This is a genomic window from Ginsengibacter hankyongi, assembly GCF_008710285.1.
GTDB classification, from domain to species: Bacteria; Bacteroidota; Bacteroidia; order Chitinophagales; family Chitinophagaceae; genus Ginsengibacter; species Ginsengibacter hankyongi.
The window spans coordinates 498,757-523,531 of sequence record NZ_VYQF01000001.1 but is presented as its reverse complement, the minus strand read 5'-3'; the positions used below and the strand labels follow the sequence as shown (position 1 = coordinate 523,531).

Here is a 24,775-nt window from a genome sequence, read left to right as displayed (position 1 = left end):
TAACTCATTTTAAATATTATATTGCAAAATTAATATGAGTGATATAAAGCCTGTTGCCGCAAATAAAAACAAACTTACCATCTATGTCCTTATTGCAATGCTTGCTGGCAGCGTGCTGGGATATATTGTTCACCGGAATGCATCTGCCTCGTTTATCGCTTCTTTTGCCGTTGATATGAATTTGCTAACCACTATCTTTTTAAGACTGGTTCAAATGATTATTGCCCCGCTGGTATTTTCAACGTTAGTGGTGGGGATTGCGAAACTGGGAGATTTAAAAACGGTTGGCAGAATAGGAGGCAAAGCGCTCTTGTGGTTTGTTTCCGCATCGTTAGTAAGTCTTTTTATAGGGCTTGTGCTTGTTAATTATTTTAAGCCTGGCGCTGCAATAAATTTAAATATAGCCGATGCGTCAGCAGCAAAAGACCTGATGTCGAATACACACCAGTTTTCTTTAACCAATTTTGTAGAGCATGTTTTTCCGAAAAGCATTTTTCAATCTTTGGCGTCCAATGAGATTTTACAGATTGTAATCTTTAGTGTTTTCTTTGGTATTGCCACAACTGCCATTGGCGATTATGCCAAACCTGTAATAAAAGCATTGGAAAGTGTATCGCATATCATCTTAAAAATGGTGGGTTACGTAATGAAGTTTGCTCCACTGGGTGTTTTTGGTGCACTGGGAGCTGTTATTGCAACTAACGGGCTTGAGATATTTAAATTTTACGGCAATTATCTTTTCTTTTTTGTGATTGGAATATTTGTTCTTTGGCTTGTATTAATTGCCGTTGGTTATTTAATATTAAAGAACAGGGTACCATCCCTTTTAAGAAGAATAGCCCAGCCCTTATTAATTGCATTCAGCACTACAAGCAGCGAAGCTGTTTTTCCTAAACTAACGGAGGAGCTTGAGCGCTTTGGCTGCCCGGAAAAAATAGTTGCGTTTACGCTACCGTTAGGGTATAGTTTTAACCTCGATGGCAGCATGATGTATATGACCTTTGCAAGCATAGCCATAGCGCAGGCTTACAATATTCAAATGGATTTGGGAACACAAATTACTATGTTGCTGGTATTGATGCTTACCAGCAAAGGAATTGCAGGTGTGCCCCGGGCTGCGTTGGTTGTTGTATTGGCCACTTGCAGCATGTTTAATATTCCACCTGCCGGAATTGCCTTAATATTGCCAATAGATCATTTTTGTGATATGTTTCGTACCATGACGAATGTGCTGGGAAATGCTTTGGCTACCTCGGCTGTAAGTAAATGGGAAGGTGAACTTACTAATTAAAATTAAAATTATTATAAGTGGAATTATTAGACATTTTAGGCATAGGTATAAGGGATTTATTAAATCCACATTTCTATATTCAGCATGGTGGTTTATGGATGATATTATTTATTGTATTTGCAGAAACAGGACTGTTTGCCGGATTTTTTTTACCCGGCGATGCACTGCTTTTTGTTACCGGTATTTTCAGCTCAACCACAGGAGGTGTTCCGGGTATTGTAGCGTCAGCATTGTTTGAAACACATAATCAATGGGCAGATCTTTTTATATTATGGATATTAATTTCCATCGCAGGGATACTTGGCAATTTTGTTGGATATTGGTTTGGCCGCAAGAGTGGCCCTTTTTTATTTGAAAGAAAAGATACATTTTTCTTCAAGAAAAAATATTTGGTGCAGGCCCACGAATTCTATGAAAAGAACGGAGGCCAGGCAATTGTTTTAGCAAGATTTGTTCCTTTCGTACGAACGTTTGCTCCCATAGTTGCAGGAATTGTTTTGATGGACTGGAAAAAATTTAGCTATTATAATATTGTAGGATGCATCCTTTGGGTAGGCAGCATGTTATTTGCCGGTCACTTTCTTCAAACTTTTATTCAACACCAGTTTAATTTCGACCTTAAGGAACACCTTGAAGTAATTGTGGTAGGAATTATAGTAGTTACCACTTTCCCGGTTATATGGAAAGTTTTCATTACTAAGAAAAAATCTAATTAAGAACCAGTGACTTTGTTTTGATATGAATAAAAAACACATTGCAGTTTTTTCCATTCCTGTAATAGTTGCAGCTTTAGGGTATTTTGTTGATATATATGACCTGCTCCTGTTTAATATAGTTCGAATCCCCAGCCTGAAATCTTTAGGCTTAAGTGCAACGGATATTGATAAAAAAGGGGAACTGATTATCGGTATTCAAATGATAGGATTGTTAATCGGCGGCATTATTTGGGGTATTGCCGGAGATAAAAAAGGAAGGCTTAGTATACTTTTCGGTTCTATAATATTATATTCTCTTGCCAACATTGCCAATGGCTTTGTGCAAACAGTACCTCAATATATAATGGCCAGGTTTGTTGCAGGCATTGGCCTTGCCGGGGAATTGGGCGGCGGTATCACGTTAGTAGCCGAACTTCTTAAAAAAGAACAAAGAGGAATTGGAACAGCAATGGTTGCCGGCATCGGACTAACGGGGGCCATAGTCGCTTTTTTTATTTCCCAAAAATATGACTGGAGAATTTGTTATTTTATCGGTGGCGGCCTTGGTTTCCTTTTGTTGTTGATGCGTGTAAGTGTGTTCGAATCCGGCATGTACCAAGCAATGGAACGGACGGTTTCAAAGGGAAATTTCTTAATGTTTTTTAATAATAAGAAACGATTTAAAAAATATGCGTGCAGTATTTTGTTGGGTCTTCCAACCTGGTACGTCATCGGCATTCTTATAGCATTTTCAAACAAGTTTGCAAAGCAATTTGGCATGACCGATGACATTAATCCTGGTAAAGCAACCATGTATGCTTACATTGCTATTTCGGTCGGCGATGTAATAGCCGGGCTTCTCAGCCAGCTTTTGAAAAGCAGGAAGAAAGCGTTATACATTTTTTATGTTCTTACCATTATAATGATAGCATTGTATTTTATGCAAACGGGCAGCAGCACTGCTTCCAGTATGTACTGGATTGCTGCGGGCCTGGGTTTCGCCACAGGCTTCTGGGCCATTTTTGTAACCATGGGGGCTGAACAATTTGGCACTAATCTCCGCGCAACGGCAGCCACCACTGTCCCCAACATGGTTCGCGGATCCCTGCCGTTAATGCTTTTACTCTTCAACGGTTTGCAAGGTTATTTTTCTTATACTTTAAGCGGATTAATAACCGGCATTGTTGTAATGATAATAAGTATTATTGCTACCCTGTTAACAGAAGAAACTTTTCATAAAGAACTTGATTATATTGAAATGTAAATCGTTGGTCGGTGTAATTAGTTTAATTCGTGTAAACCGTTGTAATTCGTGGCTAAAAAATTTCTAATCATTCGTTTTTCTTCTATTGGTGATATTGTACTAACTACGCCGGTTATACGCTGCTTACGCAAAAAATTTCCGGACGCCGGTATTTATTATCTTACAAAGAAAAATTTTGCAGCAATAGTTGAATCAAATCCTTATATAACCAAAGTGCTTACTCTTGCTGAAGATCTGGATGATACCATCGACCTTCTAAAAGAGGAAAAGTTTGATGCAGTGATTGATCTTCATTTTAACCTGCGTACACTTAGAATTAAACAAGCCTTAAAGGGAGTTCAGTTTTATTCTTACAATAAGCTCAATACCCAAAAGTGGATCTACACAAATTTTAAGCTCAACCTGTTGCCGGCTAAACATATTGTTGACCGGTATATGGAAACCGTTTCAGCTTTTAATGTGGTTAATGATGAATTGGGCCTGGATTTTTTTATTCCTGAAAAGGACAAGGTTAAAGAATCTGATATACCTTTTTCTCATTCGCATGGATTTTTATCTATTGCAATCGGGGCGGCACATTTTACAAAAAAGTTGCCTGTAGATAAACTAAAAGAATTATGTGCCAAAATTGATTACCCAATAATTTTATTAGGGGGGAAAGATGATTTTGCTAATGGATCTGAAATTTCCGGTATTGATCCAATAAAAATATACAATGCATGTGGTAAATATTCATTAAACGAATCTGCTGATATTGTGCGCAGGTCTAATTTGGTGATAAGCCATGATACTGGACTCATGCACATTGCAGCCGCGTTTAAGAAAATGGTTTTTTCTGTTTGGGGAAATACAGTTCCTTCATTTGGGATGTATCCTTATAAAACAGCCTGCAAAATTTTCCAGGTAAGTAAATTGTGGTGCCGCCCTTGCAGTAAAATTGGTTATGACAGATGCCCGTTAGGTCATTTTAAATGTATGAACAAAATTGAAATTGATGCCATTGTGGACAGTGTAAAAGAATTTCTGCGGAAGAAATAAGGTTACACAATTGCACCGTTATACAAACTGCTCAAATGCATCACATCTATTAACGGGTCGAAATTCGTGTAATTCGTGGTATAAAATTGGTGTAATAGAATTACTTAAATTAAAGGAATAACCACGTTCCAGGTGCAACCCTTCCCGGGTGATGATATAATTTCTGCTGAACCGCCAAAATTTTCAGTACGGTTGTATATATTAATTATTCCCAATCCTTTTTTTATGGCTGACAGGTCAACTCCTTTACCATTATCCGTTACCGTTAGTTTCAGGTTATTACCGGTTTCACATACATGAATAGCAACGTTAGTTGCATTAGCATGCTTGAGTATATTATTTATTACTTCCTGAACTATTCGATATACAGCCAATTTTAGAGGTTGGCTTATTTTATTTTCGTTTAATTCTCCAATCACAAGTTTTACTTCAAAGCTTTTGGGTATATGCAATTTTTCTGCAAATACTTTAAGTGCTGCACCAAGGCCATTCATTTTTAATTCTGACGGAGTAAGATTACGGCTAATGCCACGAAGCTCATCTACCGCTTTCTGAACATAATCCAGGCTTTGGGTAATCAGATTTTCTTTAATGACTTCCTGCTTTTGAGCGGTTTTCAAATACAGGATTGAAGCCGCCAGCAATTGATTTACGTTGTCGTGTAATTCTGCAGAGAGCTCATTTCTTTCTTTTTCCTGCGCCGCGATTACGGCATCAACAACGTCTTTCTTTTTTTGTTTTTCAGTTATTAAAACCTGTTGCTGTAAATTACGTTCTTCCGTTACGTCCTGCATAGAGCCTATAACACGCACGGCTTTGCCATTTTTATTTCTTATTATGTAAGCCTGGTCAATTACAATTTTATATGAGCCATCCGAACAGAGATACCTGTATTCTATGTGCCAACGGGAATCATTGCGCTTAAATGCTTCTTCCACAATTCTTAAAACACGGGTAATATCTTCTTTGTGTATTTTTTCATAGGTATGTGGCTCGTACAAATCAGTCATTTCATAACCATAAAGGTTTTTATATCCGCCGGTTCTCCTTATTTTATTTTCTTTCAGGTCCCAGTCCCAGATAACATCACGGGTGGCTTTTCCGGCATACTCGAAAAGTTCATTGCTTTTTTTAAGGGCACTTTGGGCTAATAATTCAGCGGTAATTTCAATAGATTGTCCACCTTCCAGGTAATTGCCCTCAACATCCTCTATTGGAAATTTAAAAGTTTTGTACGTACGAGCTTTTTTATTTTCGTCTGTCCATTCCTGGAAGAGCTCAATGCTTTTATTTTTAATTATTACATCATTATGCGGCAGCAATGCTTTTTCTCTGTCAGTAATTGGCTTTATACTACCGATCTTTTTATTTAAATATTCATCCGTATAACAATACGAACTTTTGAAACGTGTATTCATGTAAAGCAAAACACCTTCAGCATCGGTTATCCATGCGAGTAGTGGTGCATTTTCCATAAAAGATTGAAATTGACTTCTTTCTTTTATGATTTCCATTCTATCGTTTATTTGCCCGGTAATATTAAATGCAAGACCGCCCACCAGTCTTTTATTGTTGTGCTCCCCGACAGGAAATTTATAAACCTGGTAACTAATTTTTTCATCGTTTCCATTCAGGTTCTCTTCGAAATTTTGTATGCACGTATTTTTGGCAAGCGCCTCTTTATCACTTGCTATACAATCTGGTTTTATAGATTCAGGATAATAGTCATAGATTTTTTTGCCAATATTATTTTCTGAAAGATGGAAAGTGTCTTTGAATGAAGTATTCATGTACTGCAGGATGCCATCTTCATCATTCATCCACGCAAGAGCAGGCGCATATTCCATAAAAGTATTAAACTGCTTCTGCTCTTTTATTAATTCGGGACGCGGGTTATTTGGGCCAGCTGCAAACGTATTTTTTATTTCATTCTCTTTGGTAATATCTCTGCCGGCTGCAGCAAAACCCGTGGTCTTTCCTGCTTTATCTTTAATGGCATTCACCATTGTTATAAGATGAAATTTACTACGGTTGTTATTTTCTATTACCATCTCGCCGTTCCAAAAGCCAGCATTAGTGATTGAGCTTTTGAAATTGATTTCTGAATCATTTATAAAATTAATTTGCCGGATTTCATGCAGTACATTATTATTTTCTTTTTCATGTCTCAACTGAAACATCATCTCAGCTTTAAGGTTCCAACTCTTAATGCAAAAATTTTCATCTGTTGAAATAATGGCGACCGGGATATTATCAAGTAATAGCGCCTGTTGCAATAATATTTGTTCTGCTTTTTTTTGTTTGGTAATATCCGTACCTAAGAGACGGATTCCTGTTACATTATTTTGATTATTTACAATGGCACTTACTTCCCATCTGAACCAATTTTCATTAGTAGCGGTGGTTGTCTGAATTTCTATAGAGATGGTTTTGCCGGGATTATTTATGCATTCATTATTGGCGTGCAGAAATTTCTCTATTTGAAAAGATTGAACCACGTCATGGAGCAAACGTCCCTTCCATCTATCATCTTCCAGCCCAAATTGTTTTTGAAACAAACGGTTGGTATGAACAAAGCGAAATTCAGTATCTGTTAAGCCCCATAAAAACTCTGTTGAGTTTTCTAAGTGGGAAGCATCCGCGATGAAAGACGTCATTTTAGTTTTTCAAATATTGGTAATGGTATAAGGAACAATTTAAGCAATTTATTTAATCTTTAATTATTGGAATGTATAATAACGCTGAATACCCGACTTTATTGAGAGAACTTAAATTTAAAGCCGGTTATGCAAAGCATAATTAAAGCCTTTATCCCGTGGCGTTTATTTTGGTTTTAACTATTTATTTCGTTCGTTCCTAAAATAATTGTAACATATTTACATTCAAATGTTGCGCTATAAAATTTACATTTTTTTACTCGGTTGCGTTGCAATAAGCCCTGTATGTATTTCACAAAAAGTGAAGGTGCATGCATTTATGGAAAATAGAAAATCTTCTACATCAGGTGATACAATTTATTATGATTTTAGCCGCAGTCTTACATGGGCCGATTTTAAAGGCCGGCCTGTTGAGAATTATTTTGCAGGTGCTGTTACCGCGTCAGGATTTGCTTTCGACTCTCAGATTGATTTTGATGGTACCAGCATTTACCTGAACATTGGCGTTTATACTTTCTTTACAAAAAACGATTCATGGAAAAAGCCTCAAATACATTCTGACTATCATTTATTACATGAGCAACATCATTTTGATCTAACGATGATCGGCTCGGAGAAATTTATAGATGAAATACAGAAGGCGCATTTCACAAAAGATAATTATACTAAATTACTCACTTCTATTTTTGATAAAGTGTATAAAGAAAATATGGATATACAACATTTATATGATGCACAAACCAACCACAGCATCAATGTTGAAAAGCAACTGGAATGGAATAAAAAAATTGCTGATGAGATTCAAAAACTTAAACAAAGCGTCGCAATAAAGGAATAAAGTATTCCCGGTAAATTATTTCAGGAGGCTGGTTCCTCTTTTATATTTACCATTAATATAGGTATCCGAAGTTCGTGCCTTACAGAGTTAACTGTTTCGCCGTAAATTATATCTTTAATACCGGTGTGGCCATGTGCGCCCACCACCAGCATATCCGCATGGCTTTCTTTTACGAGCCTTACAATCTCCTTCGCACGGTTTCTATATCCAAGAAGACTCGTTGCATTAAAACCTTTTTGTTTTAATTGGTTAACATAATCATCTAACTGTGCCTGGTCCTTCCGTGTTTCATAGTCATCGCTTTGGCTTCCCCATAATTTTGCGGAAGCGCTTTCAACTATATGCACCAGGATATATTGTGAACCTTGATTTCCCTGGCCTATCGCATAACTGATTAGTTTCTTGTCGTTCTCAGAAAAATCCAGCGCAATTGCAATTTTATTATACAAAGGAATATCCAAAACAATGTTTTCCATTTCAGGATGCATTTTAATTGATGCGGCCATCTTTCTCCGGGTTATTGCCGGCTCAAAAAGTATATATAAAAGTAAGCCGGAAAAAAATAAAGCACTTGCTGCAATTATAATTTTTGGCAGCATACTGCTTCCTTCAAACACCGGCACAGACTGGCTGATGAGCATTTGAAAATTCAGCCAGATAAGTACGGTTGCAATAAGCCACGCTGCTATTTTTGTTGGAAACTTAATAACAAAATTTCCCATTTTTGATTTGTCGCTTACGAAATGTATTAAAGGAATGATGGCAAAGCCAAGCTGCAGGCTAAGGATAACCTGGCTTAGCACCAGTAAAGAATCTACCTGCTGATCACCATAAATTATTATAACAATCAATGCCGGAATAATGGCGAGTAGCCTTGTTAGTAATCTTCTTATCCACGGGTTAATTCTTAAGCTCAGGTAGCCTTCCATCACTATCTGGCCCGCAAGCGTGCCTGTAATAGTTGAGCTTTGCCCCGCGGCTATAAGGGCCACTGCAAATAACATTGGAGCAAGATTCCCTAAGAAATTGGGAAGCAGCCTGTGAGCTTCGCGTATTTCTGCCACCTTCGAATTCCCCGTTTTGAAAAATACCGTTGCTGCAACAATAAGAATAGCAGCGTTTACAAAAAAAGCCATATTTAATGCAACTGCACTGTCAATCCTGTTATACTTAATGGCTTGTTCAATTCCTTCCGGTGTTCGTTCAATTTTCCTCGTTTGCACAAGAGCAGAATGCAGGTAAAGATTATGCGGCATTACCGTAGCGCCGATAATTCCTATAGCGATATACAAGGCTTCGCTGCCGGGTAAATGCGGCACAAAGCCGGTAGCAATTTCACCCAGGTCAGGCCTGGCGATTATCATTTGTACCAGGAAAGCGCCGGCTATTATCGCAACAAGCGTAATGATAAATATTTCCATTTTCCGCATGCCCAGCTTTTGAAGATAGAGCAATAAAAAAGTATCCAAAACGGTAAGGCAAACGCCCCATACGAGCGGTAAACCTGTGAGTAATTGAATACCAATAGCCATTCCCAAAACTTCTGCAAGGTCACAGGCGGCTATTGCAATTTCTGCAAGAATATATAATGTGAAATTAACTATTTTAGGGTATGCTTCCCTGTTAGCCTGTGCAAGATCCCTTCCTCTCACAATGCCAAGCCGTGCCGACAATCCCTGCAGCAACAAAGCCATGAGGTTGCTCATCAGCAGCACCCAGATAAGCGAATATCCGAATTTGCTTCCGCCTTGCAGGTCGGTGGCCCAGTTTCCCGGATCCATATAGCCCACACTTATAAGGTAAGCCGGGCCAAGAAATGAAAATATTTTTTTCCAGCCCAGCTGTTTTTTGGTGTCTATGCTTCCATGCACTTCACTCAAAGAATTATCATATAGTTTCTTGTCAAGTATCATACACAAAAATATTTTGCGCAGCCAATCCGCTGATGATGCATTCCGGTTGTTTTGCAATTTTTACCTGTAGCGATCCGTCAAATACAAAAGACTTCAACACTTTTATCGGCGAGCCGATTTTTATTCCATAATGATTCAACATCTCCATCATTTGCGGAGTTTGACTGCTCACAGAACTTATAACTGCATTTCTTTTATGGGGTAAATCTTTCAGCGCAATTTGTTTAAGAACCGGCATTACACCCTTTTCATCCGGAATCGGATCGCCATGAGGATCTATCTTCGGATTGCCCAGGTAGCGGTCAAGCTTTTCTATTAATTCAGCACTGCTTACATGCTCGAGTTCTTCGGCAATGTCATGAACCTTTTCCCATTCCATATCCAGCTTCGATACTAAAAAAAATTCCCACAGGCGATGCCTTCTTATTATTTTAAGTGCCTGTTTATTGCCTGCGCCGTTTAACCGGAATCCGTAATACTTTTTATATTCCAGCAGATTTTTTGATTTTAATTTCTTAAGCATATCGGTAATAGATGCAGCACTGGTGTCAAGAAAAGCCGCCAGTGAGTTGGTATTTACTTTCTCTGTTTTCGACTGAAGATTATAAATACTTTTTATATAGTTTTCCTCGCTCTGAGATAATTTCATACTCTTTAAAAAAATATTTAGACAAATCTAAAAATTAAATTTGATAACTCCATTTTAAAAATTTACCGGCAAATAGTCCTGGCTCGGGAATGAAATAGGAGTATTGAGCGATACGGGCTGAAAGGCAGGAACCATAGGGAAAGCGGAAAATTTATTCGGGCCTTTTATTTTGAAATTTATTTTTCCTGGTAAAACATTTATTACTGTTTAACGTTACTATTAAAGACCAGAAACAACGCATTCATTGACAGGAAACACTCAATATGTTGAAATTTCCTTTTATATTGCGCCCTCAATAAATTCGATCTGATTAAATTATGAGTTTTGAAAATTACAGTATCCCCTATGAAACCGAAGAACGATATTCAAAAAAAGTTGCTTACTTCTCCATGGAGTTCGCCATTCATCAGCCTTTAAAAATATACAGCGGAGGATTGGGTTTTCTATCCGGGTCTCATTTGAGAAGCGCCTATGAGCTACGGCAAAACTTAATTGGAATTGGCATACTCTGGAAAGAAGGATATTACGACCAGGCAAGAAATGCAGACCAGACTTTAAATGTTGTCTGGATTAATAAGATTTATAACTTCCTGGAAGACACAGGAATTATGTTCCAGATACCGATACACGATCATCCGGTTTGGGTGAAGGTTTGGTATTTAAATCCAAAGACGTTTAATACAGCGCCGTTGTTTCTGCTCAGCACTGATGTGCCGGAAAATGATTATGTATCCCAAACAATAACTAACCGGCTGTACGATGGCAATCTCGCCACAAAAATTGCCCAGTTTATTTTATTGGGTATCGGGGGAGCCAAGCTGCTTGATGAAATCAATTTCAATCCTGATTTGTATCATCTTAATGAGGCACATGGGGTAAGCTCGGTATTTTATTTATTCAAAAAATTTGGCAGCAAAGAAGAAGTACAAAAGAGGCTGGTGTTTACCACGCATACACCCGAAGAAGCAGGTAATGAAAAACATGATATTTTTCTGTGTGAAAAAATGAGTTACTTCTATGGCATGCCACTTAACGAGGTAAGAGAATTAACCGGGATGACCGATGATCTTTTTAATCATTCGCTGGCAGCTTTGCGGTTTGCACATCTTGCAAACGGGGTTTCGCAGCTGCATGGTGAAGTAAGCCGGCAAATGTGGAAAAAGTATGAAGGTATTTGCGAAATAAAATCGATTACCAATGCGCAGAACTGGCGCTACTGGGCCGATAAACAATTGTACAAGGCCAAGGAAGATGGAAATGATAATGTGTTTGATGACAGGAAGAGGTATCTGAAAAACAGGGCATTTGACATTGTGGCTGATCAAACAGGGAAATTGATGGATCCCGGCGTACTTACCATTGTTTGGGCGAGAAGGTTTGCCGGTTACAAAAGGGCAGAGTTACTAACGAGAGATCATAAACGCTTTGAGGCCCTGTTAAATAATTCTAAATACCCGGTGCAGATAATATGGGCAGGAAAGCCGTACCCGCTGGATTACCCGGCAATTACAGATTTCAATCACCTGGTAAATATAAGTAAGCAATATAAAAATGTGGCCGTATGTACCGGTTACGAGCTTACACTTAGTAAGCGGCTTAAACAAGGGGCTGATATATGGCTGAATAATCCGAGAGTGCCAAGGGAAGCTAGCGGCACAAGCGGTATGACTGCAGCGATGAATGGTGCTGTAAACCTTAGTACTAACGATGGATGGATATGCGAATTTATAAATAATGGCAATAATGGTTTTGTGGTACCTCCTGCCGATTATATGAACATGCATGTTCAGGAGCAGGACGAATATGATTTGAATAAATTGTACGAGATCCTCGAGAAGGAAATACTGCCCCTCTATTATGACGATTTTGATACCTGGCGCCAGATTGTAAAGAACGGGATGAGAGATGTGCAGGTGCAGTTTGACAGTAACCGGATGGCGAACGAATATTACGAGATATTGTACAAATAGTTTCCTCAACTGATATAGGAAATATAAAGCGCCGGCAGTGTCCGGCGCTTTATATTTATGGCTGTTCATCCTGCAATGGTTATATTTCGTATATAATATTTAGACGTGTAAATGTTATTATGAAAAAGTTAGTTGCCTTATCAGTAATTTTTTTATCATTAATATCGTGCGCTAAAAAAAGTGATAGCTTTCCTGTAAATCCCGGAACAGCCATGGATACAACTCATAATACCTATCTGGCCCTTGGAGATTCTTATACCATAGGAGAATCTGTTCCCGTGGGCGATAGATTTCCTGTGCAAACAGCTAACCGGTTGCGTTTGCAAAATATTAAGATCAATGATCCGGATATAATTGCTGTTACCGGCTGGACAACCGCTGATCTTTTGAATGCCTTAGATAATAATACCCCGCGAAAAAATTATTCCGTCGTATCACTTCTTATAGGTGTAAACAACCAGTACCGGCACGAAAGTATTGAAGAATATAAACAGAATTTATTGAATTATTGAACCGGGCAATTTCCTATGCCGCTAATAAAAAGAATCATGTATTCGTTCTTTCTATTCCTGATTATAGCGTAACGCCATTTGCCTCGGGCCTGGATACCGTAAAGATTGGAAAAGAAATTGATGCGTTTAATGCGGTTAATAAAAGCATCTCCTTAAATGCGGGAGTACATTACGTTGATATTACACCTGTTTCCCGTGAAGCAAAATATAAACTCTCATTAATTGCCGGTGATGGCCTGCATCCTTCTGCATACCAATATCAAAAATGGAGTAAGCTTTTAGCGCCATTGATACAACAGGAATTGCAGTAGTATTAAGGAAAGATCATTATGCAATACCTTTTCCCACAAAGCACGAAACACACTAAGGACTTGCTTCGTGATCCTGGCGTCTTTGTGGGGCCAACCTAAAAATTCCTTATACCACGAAGGTACGAAGCACATTAAGGAACTGCTTTGTGCCCTTAGCGTATTCTAAGGTTTTCAAACTGCCAAAAATATTTTATGCAGCTTGTAAGTAGTTTTCAATAAATGGTGTTTGTCGTTTTACAACAGCGAACATTCTGTACAGAATTTTATTTCTTACGATATTGATGGTGCTCATTTTTGATTTGCCCATTTCTAATCGTCTGATATAAAAATCTCTTAGTTCTTTGTCATATTGGATAGCAGTTTTTGCAGACAGGTCAAGCAATGTTTTCATTTGTTTATCTGCAAGGTGGCTTACTCTTGTTTTACTTTTTATGCTGCTGCCGGATGAATGTTCAAAGGGAGCGGTTCCGCAGAAACAGGCGAACTTTCTTACATCAGCAAAACGGGTAAAGTTATTTGTTTTGATGATGGTTGCCATGGAAAGCACTTCGCCTACTCCTTTAATACTTTGCAGCAAGTAGAAGTTTTGATTTAGTGATGGTTGTTTTTCAATCACAGTTTTGATTTCAGCTTCGAGCTTGTAAATTTGTTTACCAAAGGCTTTGATCATTTGCAATTGCGATTTCAGGATGATGTCTTTTTCGGGGATACCGATGTATTTGTACTCTTTGAGCGCACAAATTAATCCGGATCTTTGTTTTACTAGCCTTTCCCGGGTAGAATGCAGCATTTGCAGGCGTTTCATCTCCTGGTTAACAGGTTCATCAGCTTTGAGATTGTCTTTCTTTTCATAGCCATAAGCAGCAATTCTTGCAGCATCTGTCTTATCGTTTTTGCCCCGGACTAATCCCATAGAGCGTTTGATAGCAAGTGCATTAACCTTTGTAAAAACAATATGATGCTGGTGCAAAAAGTCTTCGAAACAAAAGCTATAAAGACCGGTATGTTCCATTACAATCATGGTTTCACAAAGATCAATCTTCTGTTGCACGAGCCATCGCAACATTTGCTTAAAACCAAAGAGGCAATTTTCAATTTGCAGATGATTGTTGTGTAAATGGCTGACCAGGTCAATAGTTTTTTTGGAGAGATCGGCTCCAATAATTTGCTGAACTTTCATAATTTTGTTTTTAAGACTTGAATAAAAAGTTGCAAAGTCTAAGACCTTTAATTAGTCTCATCGACTTACTATTCTAAATAGGCCTAATGCAACCGTGGCTGGGGAGTGGGGACTAATACACAAAATAGATCTGAGAGTCTATGTCTTTGTAAAGTTCACCCCACTTCCCTTCCACAAAATTTATCATTCTTTTCTGCTATTTCCAATTATCAAAGAACTATTTTAACCTAAAGGTCTTTGTGGTATATAAATAAAAAATACCTTATACCATGAAGCCACGAAGCACACTAAGGAACGGCTTTGTGCACTTAGTTCCTTTGTGGTATATAAATAAAAAATACCTTATACCACGAAGCCACGAAGCACACTAAGGAATTGCTTTGCCATCCTAGTGCCTTTGTGGTATTACATCCTATTGCTAATAGCGTTGGCATCCGTATCTGCTATATATTTGTCAGCGTATGATAGGTAAAGCCATTTCTCTTTATAAAAAAGCTTACGGCGGACTTTCACCAGGCACCTGGTGGCTTTCGCTGGTAATGGTTGTAAACAGGAGCGGCACAATGGTTATTCCTTTCATGACCATGTATCTTACACAGCACTATGGAGTAACCATTGGCAAAGCTGGTTTTGTTATGAGCCTTTTTGGTTTGGGCGCTATTGTTGGTTCCTTGAGCGGGGGGAAACTGGTAGACAGCGTTGGGTATTATTATGTTCAACTGTTCGCACTCATATTGGGTGGAACGATGTTTATTATCCTGGGGCAGATGCATTCTTATATCGGCATTTGTATTTGCACTTTTATATTGGCCATATTGAATGAATCTTTCAGGCCGGCCAATACCGTTGCCATTGCGCATTACAGTAAAGACCAAAACAGAACAAGATCCTATTCGCTTAACAGGCTCGCGATAAACTTCGGGTGGGCTATTGGCGGCGCTATGGGCGGAATAATTGCCAGCTTTAATTACAATTTATTATTTTGGGTTGATGGCATTACCAACCTGCTGGCTGCCTGTTTACTGTATATAACGCTGTCGCCTAAACGCAATCCGGCTACGGAGATAAAAAGCCGGGAAAAAGAGGTAATCAGGGCTTCTGCTTACCGCGATCGTACTTACCTTACTTTTGTTTTTTTGGTTTTTTTATTTGCACTTTGCTTCTTCCAGTTGTTTACCACTATCCCTGTTTTCTTTAAAGAAAATTTTCATTTGAGTGTTTTGTTTATTGGAATGATAATGGCGTTTAACGGCCTTATCATCGCAGTATTTGAGATGATCACCATTTTTTCATTAGAAGGTAAACGTTCTTCTCTTCACTATATATCAGCCGGAGTATTGCTCATTTCGCTGGCTTTTTTATTACTGAATTTACCGGGATCAAATTTTGGGATGATCGCATTGTTATCTATGGTGATTTTAACGTTTGGAGAAATACTGGCTATGCCTTTTATGAATGCTTACTGGATCGGGAGAAGTGTACAAAATAATCGTGGCCAGTATGCTGCATTATACAGCGTAGCGTGGGCTTGTGCGCAAACCGTGGGGCCATATGCCGGCGCATTGGTTGCGGAGCATGCGGGTTATAAGATGCTTTGGTATATTATCGGTTTTATTGGTTTTTTGCTTGCCATTTTTTACAGGCGCTTACAGCCGGAAGTTGTTCTACCTGTTTAAGAAATCCTGGTAAGATAACTGCATGTATGCTTTCCCGTTATTCACTTCGGCGGAATCGACTTTACCCTTTTCAAAAATAATTTTTCTGGCAATATTATCCATTGTTACAATCCCTGCCGGAGTTACAAATCCAAAGCCATCATTGAAACTATAAAAGGCAAAAGACCGTGCCGATGAATCTAAAAGGTCTTTGCTCCAGGTAAATTTACCGGAGGGGATATCAAGCTGATTTAACACTGTTTTCACAATATCTGTCTGGGAGCCAATCGTGGATACTACACCCTTTACTTTTAAAGCCCCGCCTGAAAAAATCAGGGGAATATGAAATTTCGACGGAAGATCATTTCTATCATATCCCGGCAAAGGATGACCATGATCTGCCACAAAAACAACAAGTGTATTTTGCCACAACGAATCATTTTTTAAACGGTTTATAAACACACCAACGCAGCTATCAGTATAGGCGACAGAGTTCCTGAATTTGGTTGTTTCATCAGCACCCTTAAACCTGGGTGCCATTGGCACATCATAAGGTTCGTGACTGCTCAATGTAAACAGGGTTGCAAAAAAAGGTTGTTGTTCCTGTTTTATATCATTATAAAAACGATTAAAAACATACTGGTCGTGTACGCCCCAGGAAGTGGTTCTTTCAGCAGCCGGGAAATCATACTTGCTGATAAGCTTATTGAACCCTGTATTTACCAGGTATGATTTAATGTTGGCAAATTCTAGCTCGCCGCCATAAGTGTAACTGGTATGATAGCCTGCAGCTTCTAACGCGGTGGTTATTGAAGGAAGCTGTTGCGTTTTTGTAGGCGTTTTTATAATTGACGTTAAAGCCTGGTTGGGATAGCCGCTTAACACTGCCACCTGGCCTTTTTCGCTTCGGTCTCCGGCTGCATAAATGTTGGTGAATAACAATCCATCCGCCGCTATCTTATCCAGGTTCGGCGTTACGCCGGGATCGCCGCCCAGCGAACCTACAAACTTTGCCGTATAGCTTTCCATGATGATAAAAATAATGTTGGGCTTTTTTACAGATAAGATAGAAGGGATTTTTATCGGGCCTGTATTATATAATTCATTTACTATTTCGCCGGATTTTTTTGCAGGAAAATAATCAAAAGGATTCTCTTTATTATTTTGATTAAGGATAGAAAAGGCAATGTTCCACGGTAAGTTTAAGGCAGCGTGGTCGGCAAATAATTTTTCAGAAAAGTATACATCACTTTGATTCATGGGGATCTTTTGAATTCCCCCGCGAATGGGTACAAATAAAAAGGCTATAAGAAATAACGCGATCGATAAATTAAGGATTGAAAATTTGCCCGGTTTAATGCGAATGCAGGGCCCAATAAATCTTTTATAGAACCATATAAAAAATACGGAAAGCATGATAAATATGGTTAATAACAACAGCAACGGCGACGAGGAAACCGTAGCGCCCATTTCTTTGGGCGATCTAAAATACTGGAGCGGCGTGGCGTCCATCCTGTAGCCCCAAGCGGTATATAATTGCAGGTCGGCAGTAGTTACAAATGAAATGAATACAATGACAATAATTGTATAAATTTTTATTAACTTTTCAATATTAATGGTAACAAATGCAGTTCTTACAAAAAATAAAATAAAAGGGAAAATGCTGATGTAAGATGCAAACGACAAATCCATCCTGGAGCCATAAAGAAAAACCTTTAAAATTTCTGAGGCGGCCAGGCCTCCTGAAAGTGCATGATGATAAACCAGGAAAAGCACTCTTGATATAATAAAATAGAAAACCCAGAAGCCGAAATAAGCAATATATGGGTAAAATTTTTTCACGCCGCAAAAATACTACTAACGCCACTATAGATTGATATGCTTAAAGTTAAATCGCCCCCTGCAACCCCATGTTGACAAGAAAAATTACATAAAAGTTAAAGTCATTTTAATTTCAAACCATTCGGATGCATGTCACGTATTTTTAATAAATAAATGTTTATGAAAAAGTTCCGGTATTTAATATTCCTGCTTGTTCCCCTCGTTGCATTGGATTTTTGTACCCCGTCTACTGCCGCAAAAGATAAAAAGGATGTTGCAAATATCAAGACGCCTGGTTCATTACCGGGTAGCAAAAATGTCGCGGTGCTGGAATTATTTACTTCGCAGGGGTGCTCCAGTTGCCCGCCGGCAGACCGGCTTTTGGGAACTTATGCATCCAAAGAAAATGTGATTGTTCTTTCTTTTCATGTTGATTATTGGGATCGTTTGGGCTGGAAAGATCCTTTCAGTTCAAAAGAATATACGAAAAGACAATACAACTATGCGTCGGCGTTACATGCAGATGTTTACACACCCCAGCTGGTGGTTAACGGGCAAACCGAAATGATCGGAAGTGATGCCAATAAAATTTCCAATGCCATTAATAAAATTGTTGAACAGCAGCCGGAAGCAACGTTAATGGTTAAAGAAGTTAAGGTTGAAAATGGAAAGGCATTGGTAAATTTTGATGCATCGGGAAAAATAAAAAATGCAACGCTCAATGTTGCTCTTGTTGAGAAGAAAACCACCACCGATATAAAAGCCGGCGAGAATGGGGGAGTTACCCTTACCAATTACAACGTTGTCATAAATTTTCAAACGATTAATAAGGTTGATAATGGAAATAATATGGCGACCATTGATATGCCATCTTCGCCTGACCTGCAAAACATGTCGGTTGTTTTGTTTCTGCAGGATAAAAAGAGCAATAAAATTTCCGCGGCAACCCAGGCGGCGTTCTAATGGATATGATAAAAAATCCCCGCAATTGTTTTGCAGGGATTTTTTATTCAGGAAGTATAGACTTAACCGTTTACATCATTAAGAAAAGGGAGTAATCATTTTATAAGTCCCATAAGGACTATTGGTAGGTAGAAAATCATACCCGAAAAGTACGAAACGTTCCTGAGGAACGTCTTGTGCATTATTTGTTTCACGAACGAATGCTTAATTCTAAAGTGTTATTTACAGGGGCTTTACAGTAGTCACTGATACAACCTTAACTTTTGTAGGGATCTCCTGCCCCATAACGCTTATGTTTCCCGAAGCGTCCATGGTTGAATTGTTTTGTACAATTACGCCGGTAGTAATATCAACGGTTTCCTCGCCTGAAAATGTTCCTTTTGTTTTTGTATTAATTTCCATTCCCTGCATTTCCATTTTTGTGTCGCGGTTTTCTGTGCCCGACACAGATAATGTTGCCATGTTGCCGTTAATTCCTTTTACAGCGTAATTGGTAATTTTAGTTATACCGTTGTCGGAGGTAGAGTCTTTCCATGTAGTACCTGTTTTTAAGGTTTTTGACACCGGGAGGAATGCCATTTTTGCGCCATATCCTTGTTGCTCAGGATCGCCCATTTGCTTAAGCATCATTTGCATGGGGCTTGTGGCGTCGTTCGCTTTTGCAGAGTCTGGCTTATTGGCAACAATTACATTGCCCGACTTATCCATAACCACTGCATTAGGATGATTGATAAAATCTTTTAAAGAACTTCCCATACCGCCATTCATATCTTCCTTATTATCGGAATCAAAACTTACATTTTGACCCATCGTTGTCATATTCAATTTAATGGCAGCGAGCTTATTGGTCATGTCGTAATTATCATCCTTTATATCGTTCACCTCAATGTTATAAGTAGAAGTTACGTCTGCATTCGTTTCCATGGATTGTCCCTGCATTTCAGAATTGCTGGTGGTAGTTATCTTATTTTCAATAACATATTTCTGGCCTTTCGCAAGCGTTATCGAAGGCTTAGTGTCCACAACAGTTGTAGAGGTGCCAGGTGTGCCTGGCGAGTTTCCCGTTATTTTATGAGAACAACCTGCGGTTGCCGCTAACACCAGGATAATAAAAATATTTTTTTTCATTTGTTTTTTTAGTTGAACTGCAAATATAAGTTGGCTTGCTATACTTATTAAAATTGAAATTTATGTATCTTTTCAACAAAAAAATTTGTCTTATAACTACCTTGTTCTTGCGCTTTCATGGATCGCCTATTTTATCTTACACAGTGTACTTGCTTCAACGAAGGTGAAGATTTATGTAAAACAGGTAAGCACTAAATTCTACAGGTATTACCGGCTTATATATACATTGTTTGCCACCATTTCTTTAATCTTTATACTATGGTTTCAATATTCATTTAAAAGCCCGCTCTTACTAAACTCTTTAATGCTAAAATATATTTCATTCCTGTTGTTGGTAATTCCCGGCTTCGCAATAATGTTCGTATCCATTTTTAAATATTTTAAATTATTAAGCGGCATTCGCTCTATTTACCTGGCAACTCCCCCGGCTGAATTGAAACTGAATGGAATTCATAAATATGTGCGCCATCCATTATACCTCGGTACATTATTATTTGTGTGGGGACTCTTTTTTATTTTTCCTTTTTTAAATAATTTAATTGCAGTAGTAGCTATAACAATGTATGTTTTGGTTGGAATAAAATTCGAAGAAAAGAAACTGGTCAAGGAGTTTGGAAAAGATTACACAGAATACATGAAGAAAGTTCCCGGCTTAATTCCAAAATTATAACATAAAAAAAGGGCAGCCGTTGGGCTACCCTTGTAATTTTGAAAATATCGATTTTAGCCGATTAATTTCACATTAACGGCATTCATGCCTTTTTGACCATTTTGCAAGTCGAATTCTACGTGATCATTTTCTTTGATTTCGTCAATCAAACCGCTTGCATGTACAAATGTTTCTTTTGAAGAATCATCGTGTTTAATGAAACCGAAGCCTTTTTCGCTGTTGAAAAATTTTACGGTTCCTGTTGTTTTGTTGTCCATTGTATTGTTGTTATTTAAAAAATATTAACTGCGAAGATAGTGTTTTTAAATTATTGATGGAAGTGATTGTATTGTTAATTTAAAAATTAGCTTTTGGTAATTGCCTGCACGGGCTTAATCCGATGGTTTCTATAGGGTTTAATTACTTACCTGCAGTAAATTTTGACGTAGTGGATGTAAAGAGTTTTTTAAAGTGAGGGCTTTCTGTTTTCTTTAACTTATCCCAGAAAGTGAAATATAAGCCATAGTTGTATTTAAACTGCTTATGATGTAAAGAATGATGGGTTGCCCCGATAAGCCATCTGCCGAGAAAATGATCATTAAATCTTTCAGGATAAATTTCTATGTCCAGGTGATTGATAACACTGCTTACTGTCATAATGGAAAGCTGGAGAATTATTACATAATAATGCATGGGTAAAATCATCAACATTATGGGTAAAAAGATAGCCTGGAATACACCTTCCAGCGGGTGAAATGAAAAGGCGGTAAAGGGACTGGTAATGTTACTATCGTGGTGCACCTTATGTACAATCTTAAACACCGCGGGATGATGCATCCAGCGGTGAAGCCAGTAATAATAAGTTTCATGGAGCAGCATAAAAATAATAAGGCTTACTGGCAAATACCACCAGCCGTATTCATTTAGATCAGTATAAACTTTTGTAAATCCTTTTTGCCACAATATAACGGTACCCGTACCCGCAATTGAGAAAAGCAAAGCTGTGATCATACTCCATTTCACTTCCGTTTTAAACTGGCCGGGCCTGTACTTCCTTGTATTTATTTTACGCGTTTTCCACTTTTCAGGAAACCAAACATAAAACACCAGGTAAAATATTCCTGCCACTAAAAAATACCTTCCTGTAATGATTATAAAAAAAATCAGCGTAATCAATATAAGCCAGTAAGGAGTTGTAAAATCCGGTAATGCCATAGGCTCAAATTACAAAAAATGGAGCAGACTGAAGCTGATTATAATGATATACACTGGGCAGACGGGGATAATTAAAAGTTATCAGACGGCGTATCATCATGGTTATCACCGCCAAGGCTATAATCATTATTTTCTTCATCTTCTTCGCCAATCTCTTCGTCTTCATCATCCTCTTCTGCACCCGGAACATCCAGGTCATCCCCGGCTATATCATTTTTAAAGCTGCCTTCATTTAAAGGAGTTCCGTCATCATCTGTATTGTCGAGAGATGCTTTCCGTAAATTGGTATCATCTTTCGATGGCATATCATTAGCTGAAATTTCAAGATCCTCTTTTTCTGTTTGGGTAACGTTGGAATCGGCATTTTCGTTAATGTCATCTCCGAAGAGTTCGTCAGCTTCTTCATCTGCCGATGCAATGGTTTCATCGGCCATTTCCCCCATCGGTGCCGGAATAATATTTTCCTGGCCTGGGATATCTTCCACATCCGGTAAGTTAATTACCGTCTCATCGGGTTGCTGCATTTCGCGTTGGTCATCGGGAGAGTCGGTTAAATCTTTGCGCTGCATGGTATTGTTTTGCATAATGAAGTTTAGAAATGTGAAGAAAATTCTGTGCCAGTATTACATAAATATAACTTTAAAAATGATAACTATAGCCGTTGGAGCTTAGATCAAAAAGCGCTGTATGGGAATTAATGATTCATTTGCTGTTCAAGTCTCTCTGAGAGTTCAAGCCTTATCCCCAAACCTCTCTCCCAGGGAGAGGGGAACTGGTCTGGAAGAGCGGCACATGGAATCGCCATTTTCTGAACCATGATTAAAGGGATTATGAGATTACCATGATTTAAACGCGTATCTAATATTAATCCTGATAATCCTTTAATCAGGCAAATCATGGTTCAGACAATCTCTTTATCTGAACCATGATGAAAAGGATTTGCTCGATTACCATGATTTAAATGCACATCTAAAATTAATCCTGACAATCCTTTAATCAAGCGAATCAAGGTTCAGACAAATTAATCCTTTATTTATGCGAATCATGGTGCAGACAAATTATTTATTATCTTGACTAGATTATGTTATACGAAGAACTTACAAAAAAGATTATCGGTTGTGCAATGGAAGTGCATAGACGATTGGGCAATGGATTCCAGGAGGTCATCTATCAAAGGGCATTGGAAATGGAAATGCATTTAGCAGACTTAAAATTTTCGAGAGAGTTGGAAATGCCGATATATTATCGTGATTCCGAAATAGGAACAAGACGTGTTGACTTTTTTGTTGAAGAGAAAGTTATGGTTGAACTCAAAGCACTGATAAAATTGGAAGACGTTCATTTAGCACAAGTGATGAATTACCTTGAGGCCTACAAAATGGAGATAGGATTGCTGTTAAATTTCGGGGCAAGAAGTTTGGAATTCAAACGAGTTCACAATAATAAAAAATAACCTGGAAGGATTGTCTAAACCATTATTAATAGGATTAGCCCGATTAAAATGATTTAAATGCACGTTTGATATTAATCGTGATAATCCTTTAATCAGGCAGATCATGGTTCAGACAATCATACAAATCACGGTTCAGCCAACAAGCTAAAAATCCTCAAAACGCCTTGTGTATATTCTCCGGCCTTACCTTAATGAAGAACTCATCATCATCGCCGGAATTTTTAATGTGCTCGGCCAGGCTAAGGAGCTTTTTACTCATCGTTTCATTGGGAATAAATGTTTTAATATGGATCGTTTTGCGGGCCACATCTTTCCAGGCAATGCCCATACCTTGCGGATACACAAAATGCAGGGCGCAGATGCCATTGTCAAGCATTTCCGTCTCGCCCATAGCACTTTCGAGATTATATTTAAAAAAATGAGCGATCACTTTGGAAGTGTCGGTGAGGCCAAGGCCCATTCTTTCGTTGTACCGTTCAAAGAAATGCTGGTTGTATTTCATCACCAGTTTTTCTTCTTCATGGGTGCCGGAGTTTACAAATTGTATCATATATACTGCAAGGCCCCGGCTATCCCTGCTTTTTAAATAGAATCCCCGCTTAATACCAATTGTGTCTGAACTTATAATGATTTGCCATTGATTAAGATGGGGCGTTTTGTAAGAAATAATACGGAATAAGTGAGCCAGCTTTTTGCGCCGCCTTTCCTGGAGAAGAATCATTCCCTCCGTATAGGCCTTACGATTGACGCTTACAAAATCCCGCATAATCTCCTGGTAAATCTCCTCCGGTTTCATTGACAAGACAATCATATAATTAATTTTTTAGGTTGACTATTAAAATTGATAACGTCTGAATAAAACAGTTAGTATTCCCGGTTATAAGTCAATGCTGCCGGTATACACGCTGTTGGCAGCATCTCTTTCATCTTTGCTTACAAAGCCCATCCATGTTTCCACCGTATAGCCCGCGAAATCGCCTGCAGGCAGGGTAGCAGTACCATCTGCCCTGCGGCCGGCATCCATGCTCAAAACCACCCGCTTTAGCGCCGGCAAATACGCCACCAGTATCACCTTGTCATCCGCCTTTGCAGTGCCGTTTCCGGTGTTATCAGTCCAGTTGAAATAGATATTTCCTTCCGCATCACTTGTTGCCGATGCATCCTGTGCGGGAGGTAATTGCCCTTTTGATACCAGCACCTGCGGATAGCTGAGCGCAGTATCCGGGTAAGCCCCTGTTATGGCCAGGTTCAGCAAAGCACTGGTAGCCCTGTTGTAGCCCGAGCCCGAATGTCCATACGGCGGGAAAGTAATATTAAAAAAGCCGGTGCCTGTGAAAGCTCTTGTAAATTCACTGGATACCTTTATCTTTTGTTGTTGGGCAAGCCTCGCAGGGCTTGCCGGCTTCCTGCTTTTGCGGGGCCTGCTGCGCAGAAAGTTTTTTCCGTTGCGCATATAGCCGCTAACATTGCCTGCCTTTCCTATAAAATGCCCGAGTATTCCCGAAGGGATGGTTGCCATTGTAATAAATTTAAGTGTTATAAATACCAGGCAGCTACCCCAGGGCTACCTGCC

Annotated in this window: 23 protein-coding genes; 12 read left to right on the top strand and 11 right to left on the bottom strand. The window is 38.7% G+C overall.

Annotated elements, in window-relative coordinates; translation table 11 throughout:
• Positions 1-34 precede the first annotated feature (34 nt).
• From FW778_RS02225 to FW778_RS02210, 4 genes are read left to right on the top strand one after another with little or no spacing between them, the layout of a single operon-like run.
• A complete protein-coding gene (locus FW778_RS02225) occupies positions 35-1,291 on the top strand; it encodes a dicarboxylate/amino acid:cation symporter (protein WP_150412965.1) in 1,257 nt (418 codons plus the stop codon).
• Between the two features lie 17 nt (positions 1,292-1,308).
• Entirely contained in the window at positions 1,309-2,007 is a 699-nt protein-coding gene (locus tag FW778_RS02220) for a DedA family protein (RefSeq protein ID WP_235906003.1), read from the top strand.
• 22 nt (positions 2,008-2,029) lie between these two features.
• Positions 2,030-3,250, top strand: a complete 1,221-nt coding sequence (locus tag FW778_RS02215; RefSeq protein ID WP_150412964.1) for an MFS transporter — start codon at positions 2,030-2,032, stop codon at positions 3,248-3,250.
• 48 nt (positions 3,251-3,298) lie between these two features.
• Complete coding sequence (locus tag FW778_RS02210) at positions 3,299-4,288, top strand: glycosyltransferase family 9 protein (protein ID WP_150412963.1); 990 nt, start codon at positions 3,299-3,301, stop codon at positions 4,286-4,288.
• Positions 4,289-4,392: 104 nt separating this feature from the next.
• On the opposite strand, the gene FW778_RS02205 is transcribed toward FW778_RS02210, so the two are convergent.
• Positions 4,393-6,945 carry a sensor histidine kinase gene (locus FW778_RS02205; protein WP_150412962.1) on the bottom strand — a complete coding sequence of 851 codons (2,553 nt, stop codon included), beginning with the start codon at positions 6,943-6,945 and terminating at the stop codon, positions 4,393-4,395.
• 229 nt (positions 6,946-7,174) lie between these two features.
• Between FW778_RS02205 and FW778_RS02200 the strand changes: the two genes are divergently transcribed.
• Positions 7,175-7,783 (top strand): hypothetical protein, encoded by a 609-nt coding sequence (locus tag FW778_RS02200; protein ID WP_150412961.1) that lies wholly within the window; start codon positions 7,175-7,177, stop codon positions 7,781-7,783.
• 20 nt (positions 7,784-7,803) lie between these two features.
• On the opposite strand, the gene FW778_RS02195 is transcribed toward FW778_RS02200, so the two are convergent.
• Complete coding sequence (locus FW778_RS02195) at positions 7,804-9,696, bottom strand: Nramp family divalent metal transporter (RefSeq protein ID WP_150412960.1); 1,893 nt, start codon at positions 9,694-9,696, stop codon at positions 7,804-7,806.
• Positions 9,686-10,345, bottom strand: coding sequence for a metal-dependent transcriptional regulator (locus tag FW778_RS02190; protein ID WP_150412959.1), 660 nt, complete (start codon positions 10,343-10,345; stop codon positions 9,686-9,688). Before FW778_RS02190 ends, FW778_RS02195 begins: the two co-directional genes overlap by 11 nt.
• 317 nt (positions 10,346-10,662) lie before the next feature.
• On the opposite strand from FW778_RS02190, the gene glgP reads away from it, so the two are divergent.
• From glgP to FW778_RS22980, 3 genes are all read left to right on the top strand, one after another.
• Entirely contained in the window at positions 10,663-12,315 is a 1,653-nt protein-coding gene (gene glgP, locus FW778_RS02185; protein ID WP_150412958.1) for an alpha-glucan family phosphorylase, read from the top strand.
• 119 nt (positions 12,316-12,434) lie between these two features.
• Entirely contained in the window at positions 12,435-12,827 is a 393-nt protein-coding gene (locus FW778_RS22985; RefSeq protein WP_202552042.1) for an SGNH/GDSL hydrolase family protein, read from the top strand.
• Complete coding sequence (locus FW778_RS22980) at positions 12,824-13,138, top strand: SGNH/GDSL hydrolase family protein (RefSeq protein WP_202552041.1); 315 nt, start codon at positions 12,824-12,826, stop codon at positions 13,136-13,138. The genes FW778_RS22985 and FW778_RS22980 overlap by 4 nt, the downstream gene beginning before the upstream one ends.
• 190 nt (positions 13,139-13,328) lie before the next feature.
• Here the strand turns inward: FW778_RS22980 and FW778_RS02175 are convergent, their stop codons facing one another.
• Positions 13,329-14,318 (bottom strand): transposase, encoded by a 990-nt coding sequence (locus FW778_RS02175; protein WP_150412957.1) that lies wholly within the window; start codon positions 14,316-14,318, stop codon positions 13,329-13,331.
• A 461-nt stretch (positions 14,319-14,779) separates the two neighbouring features.
• Between FW778_RS02175 and FW778_RS02170 the strand changes: the two genes are divergently transcribed.
• Positions 14,780-15,994: an MFS transporter gene (locus tag FW778_RS02170; protein ID WP_150412956.1), complete on the top strand. Its 1,215-nt coding sequence runs from the start codon at positions 14,780-14,782 to the stop codon at positions 15,992-15,994.
• Here FW778_RS02170 and FW778_RS02165 read toward each other — a convergent pair.
• On the bottom strand, positions 15,983-17,815 hold the full coding sequence (locus tag FW778_RS02165) for an LTA synthase family protein (RefSeq protein WP_150412955.1): 1,833 nt from the start codon (positions 17,813-17,815) through the stop codon (positions 15,983-15,985). The genes FW778_RS02170 and FW778_RS02165 overlap by 12 nt on opposite strands.
• A 159-nt stretch (positions 17,816-17,974) precedes the next feature.
• On the opposite strand from FW778_RS02165, the gene FW778_RS02160 reads away from it, so the two are divergent.
• Entirely contained in the window at positions 17,975-18,757 is a 783-nt protein-coding gene (locus FW778_RS02160) for a DUF1223 domain-containing protein (RefSeq protein WP_202552040.1), read from the top strand.
• Positions 18,758-18,979: 222 nt separating this feature from the next.
• On the opposite strand, the gene FW778_RS02155 is transcribed toward FW778_RS02160, so the two are convergent.
• Complete coding sequence (locus tag FW778_RS02155; RefSeq protein WP_150412953.1) at positions 18,980-19,885, bottom strand: DUF6263 family protein; 906 nt, start codon at positions 19,883-19,885, stop codon at positions 18,980-18,982.
• Positions 19,886-19,970: 85 nt separating this feature from the next.
• Between FW778_RS02155 and FW778_RS02150 the strand changes: the two genes are divergently transcribed.
• Entirely contained in the window at positions 19,971-20,555 is a 585-nt protein-coding gene (locus tag FW778_RS02150) for a methyltransferase family protein (RefSeq protein WP_202552039.1), read from the top strand.
• A 53-nt stretch (positions 20,556-20,608) separates the two neighbouring features.
• Here the strand turns inward: FW778_RS02150 and FW778_RS02145 are convergent, their stop codons facing one another.
• The 3 genes from FW778_RS02145 to FW778_RS02135 all read right to left on the bottom strand — a co-directional run bounded on the left by FW778_RS02145 (position 20,609) and on the right by FW778_RS02135 (position 22,333).
• Positions 20,609-20,812, bottom strand: coding sequence for a cold-shock protein (locus FW778_RS02145; protein ID WP_150412951.1), 204 nt, complete (start codon positions 20,810-20,812; stop codon positions 20,609-20,611).
• Between the two features lie 142 nt (positions 20,813-20,954).
• Positions 20,955-21,749 carry a sterol desaturase family protein gene (locus FW778_RS02140; protein WP_150412950.1) on the bottom strand — a complete coding sequence of 265 codons (795 nt, stop codon included), beginning with the start codon at positions 21,747-21,749 and terminating at the stop codon, positions 20,955-20,957.
• 71 nt (positions 21,750-21,820) lie between these two features.
• Positions 21,821-22,333, bottom strand: coding sequence for a hypothetical protein (locus FW778_RS02135; RefSeq protein ID WP_202552038.1), 513 nt, complete (start codon positions 22,331-22,333; stop codon positions 21,821-21,823).
• 497 nt (positions 22,334-22,830) lie between these two features.
• On the opposite strand from FW778_RS02135, the gene FW778_RS02130 reads away from it, so the two are divergent.
• Positions 22,831-23,202, top strand: a complete 372-nt coding sequence (locus FW778_RS02130) for a GxxExxY protein (RefSeq protein WP_150412949.1) — start codon at positions 22,831-22,833, stop codon at positions 23,200-23,202.
• 154 nt (positions 23,203-23,356) lie between these two features.
• Here FW778_RS02130 and FW778_RS02125 read toward each other — a convergent pair whose 3' ends face one another.
• Entirely contained in the window at positions 23,357-24,013 is a 657-nt protein-coding gene (locus tag FW778_RS02125; RefSeq protein ID WP_150412948.1) for a hypothetical protein, read from the bottom strand.
• Positions 24,014-24,079: 66 nt separating this feature from the next.
• A complete protein-coding gene (locus FW778_RS02120) occupies positions 24,080-24,721 on the bottom strand; it encodes a DUF6266 family protein (protein WP_150412947.1) in 642 nt (213 codons plus the stop codon).
• Positions 24,722-24,775: the final 54 nt, after the last annotated feature.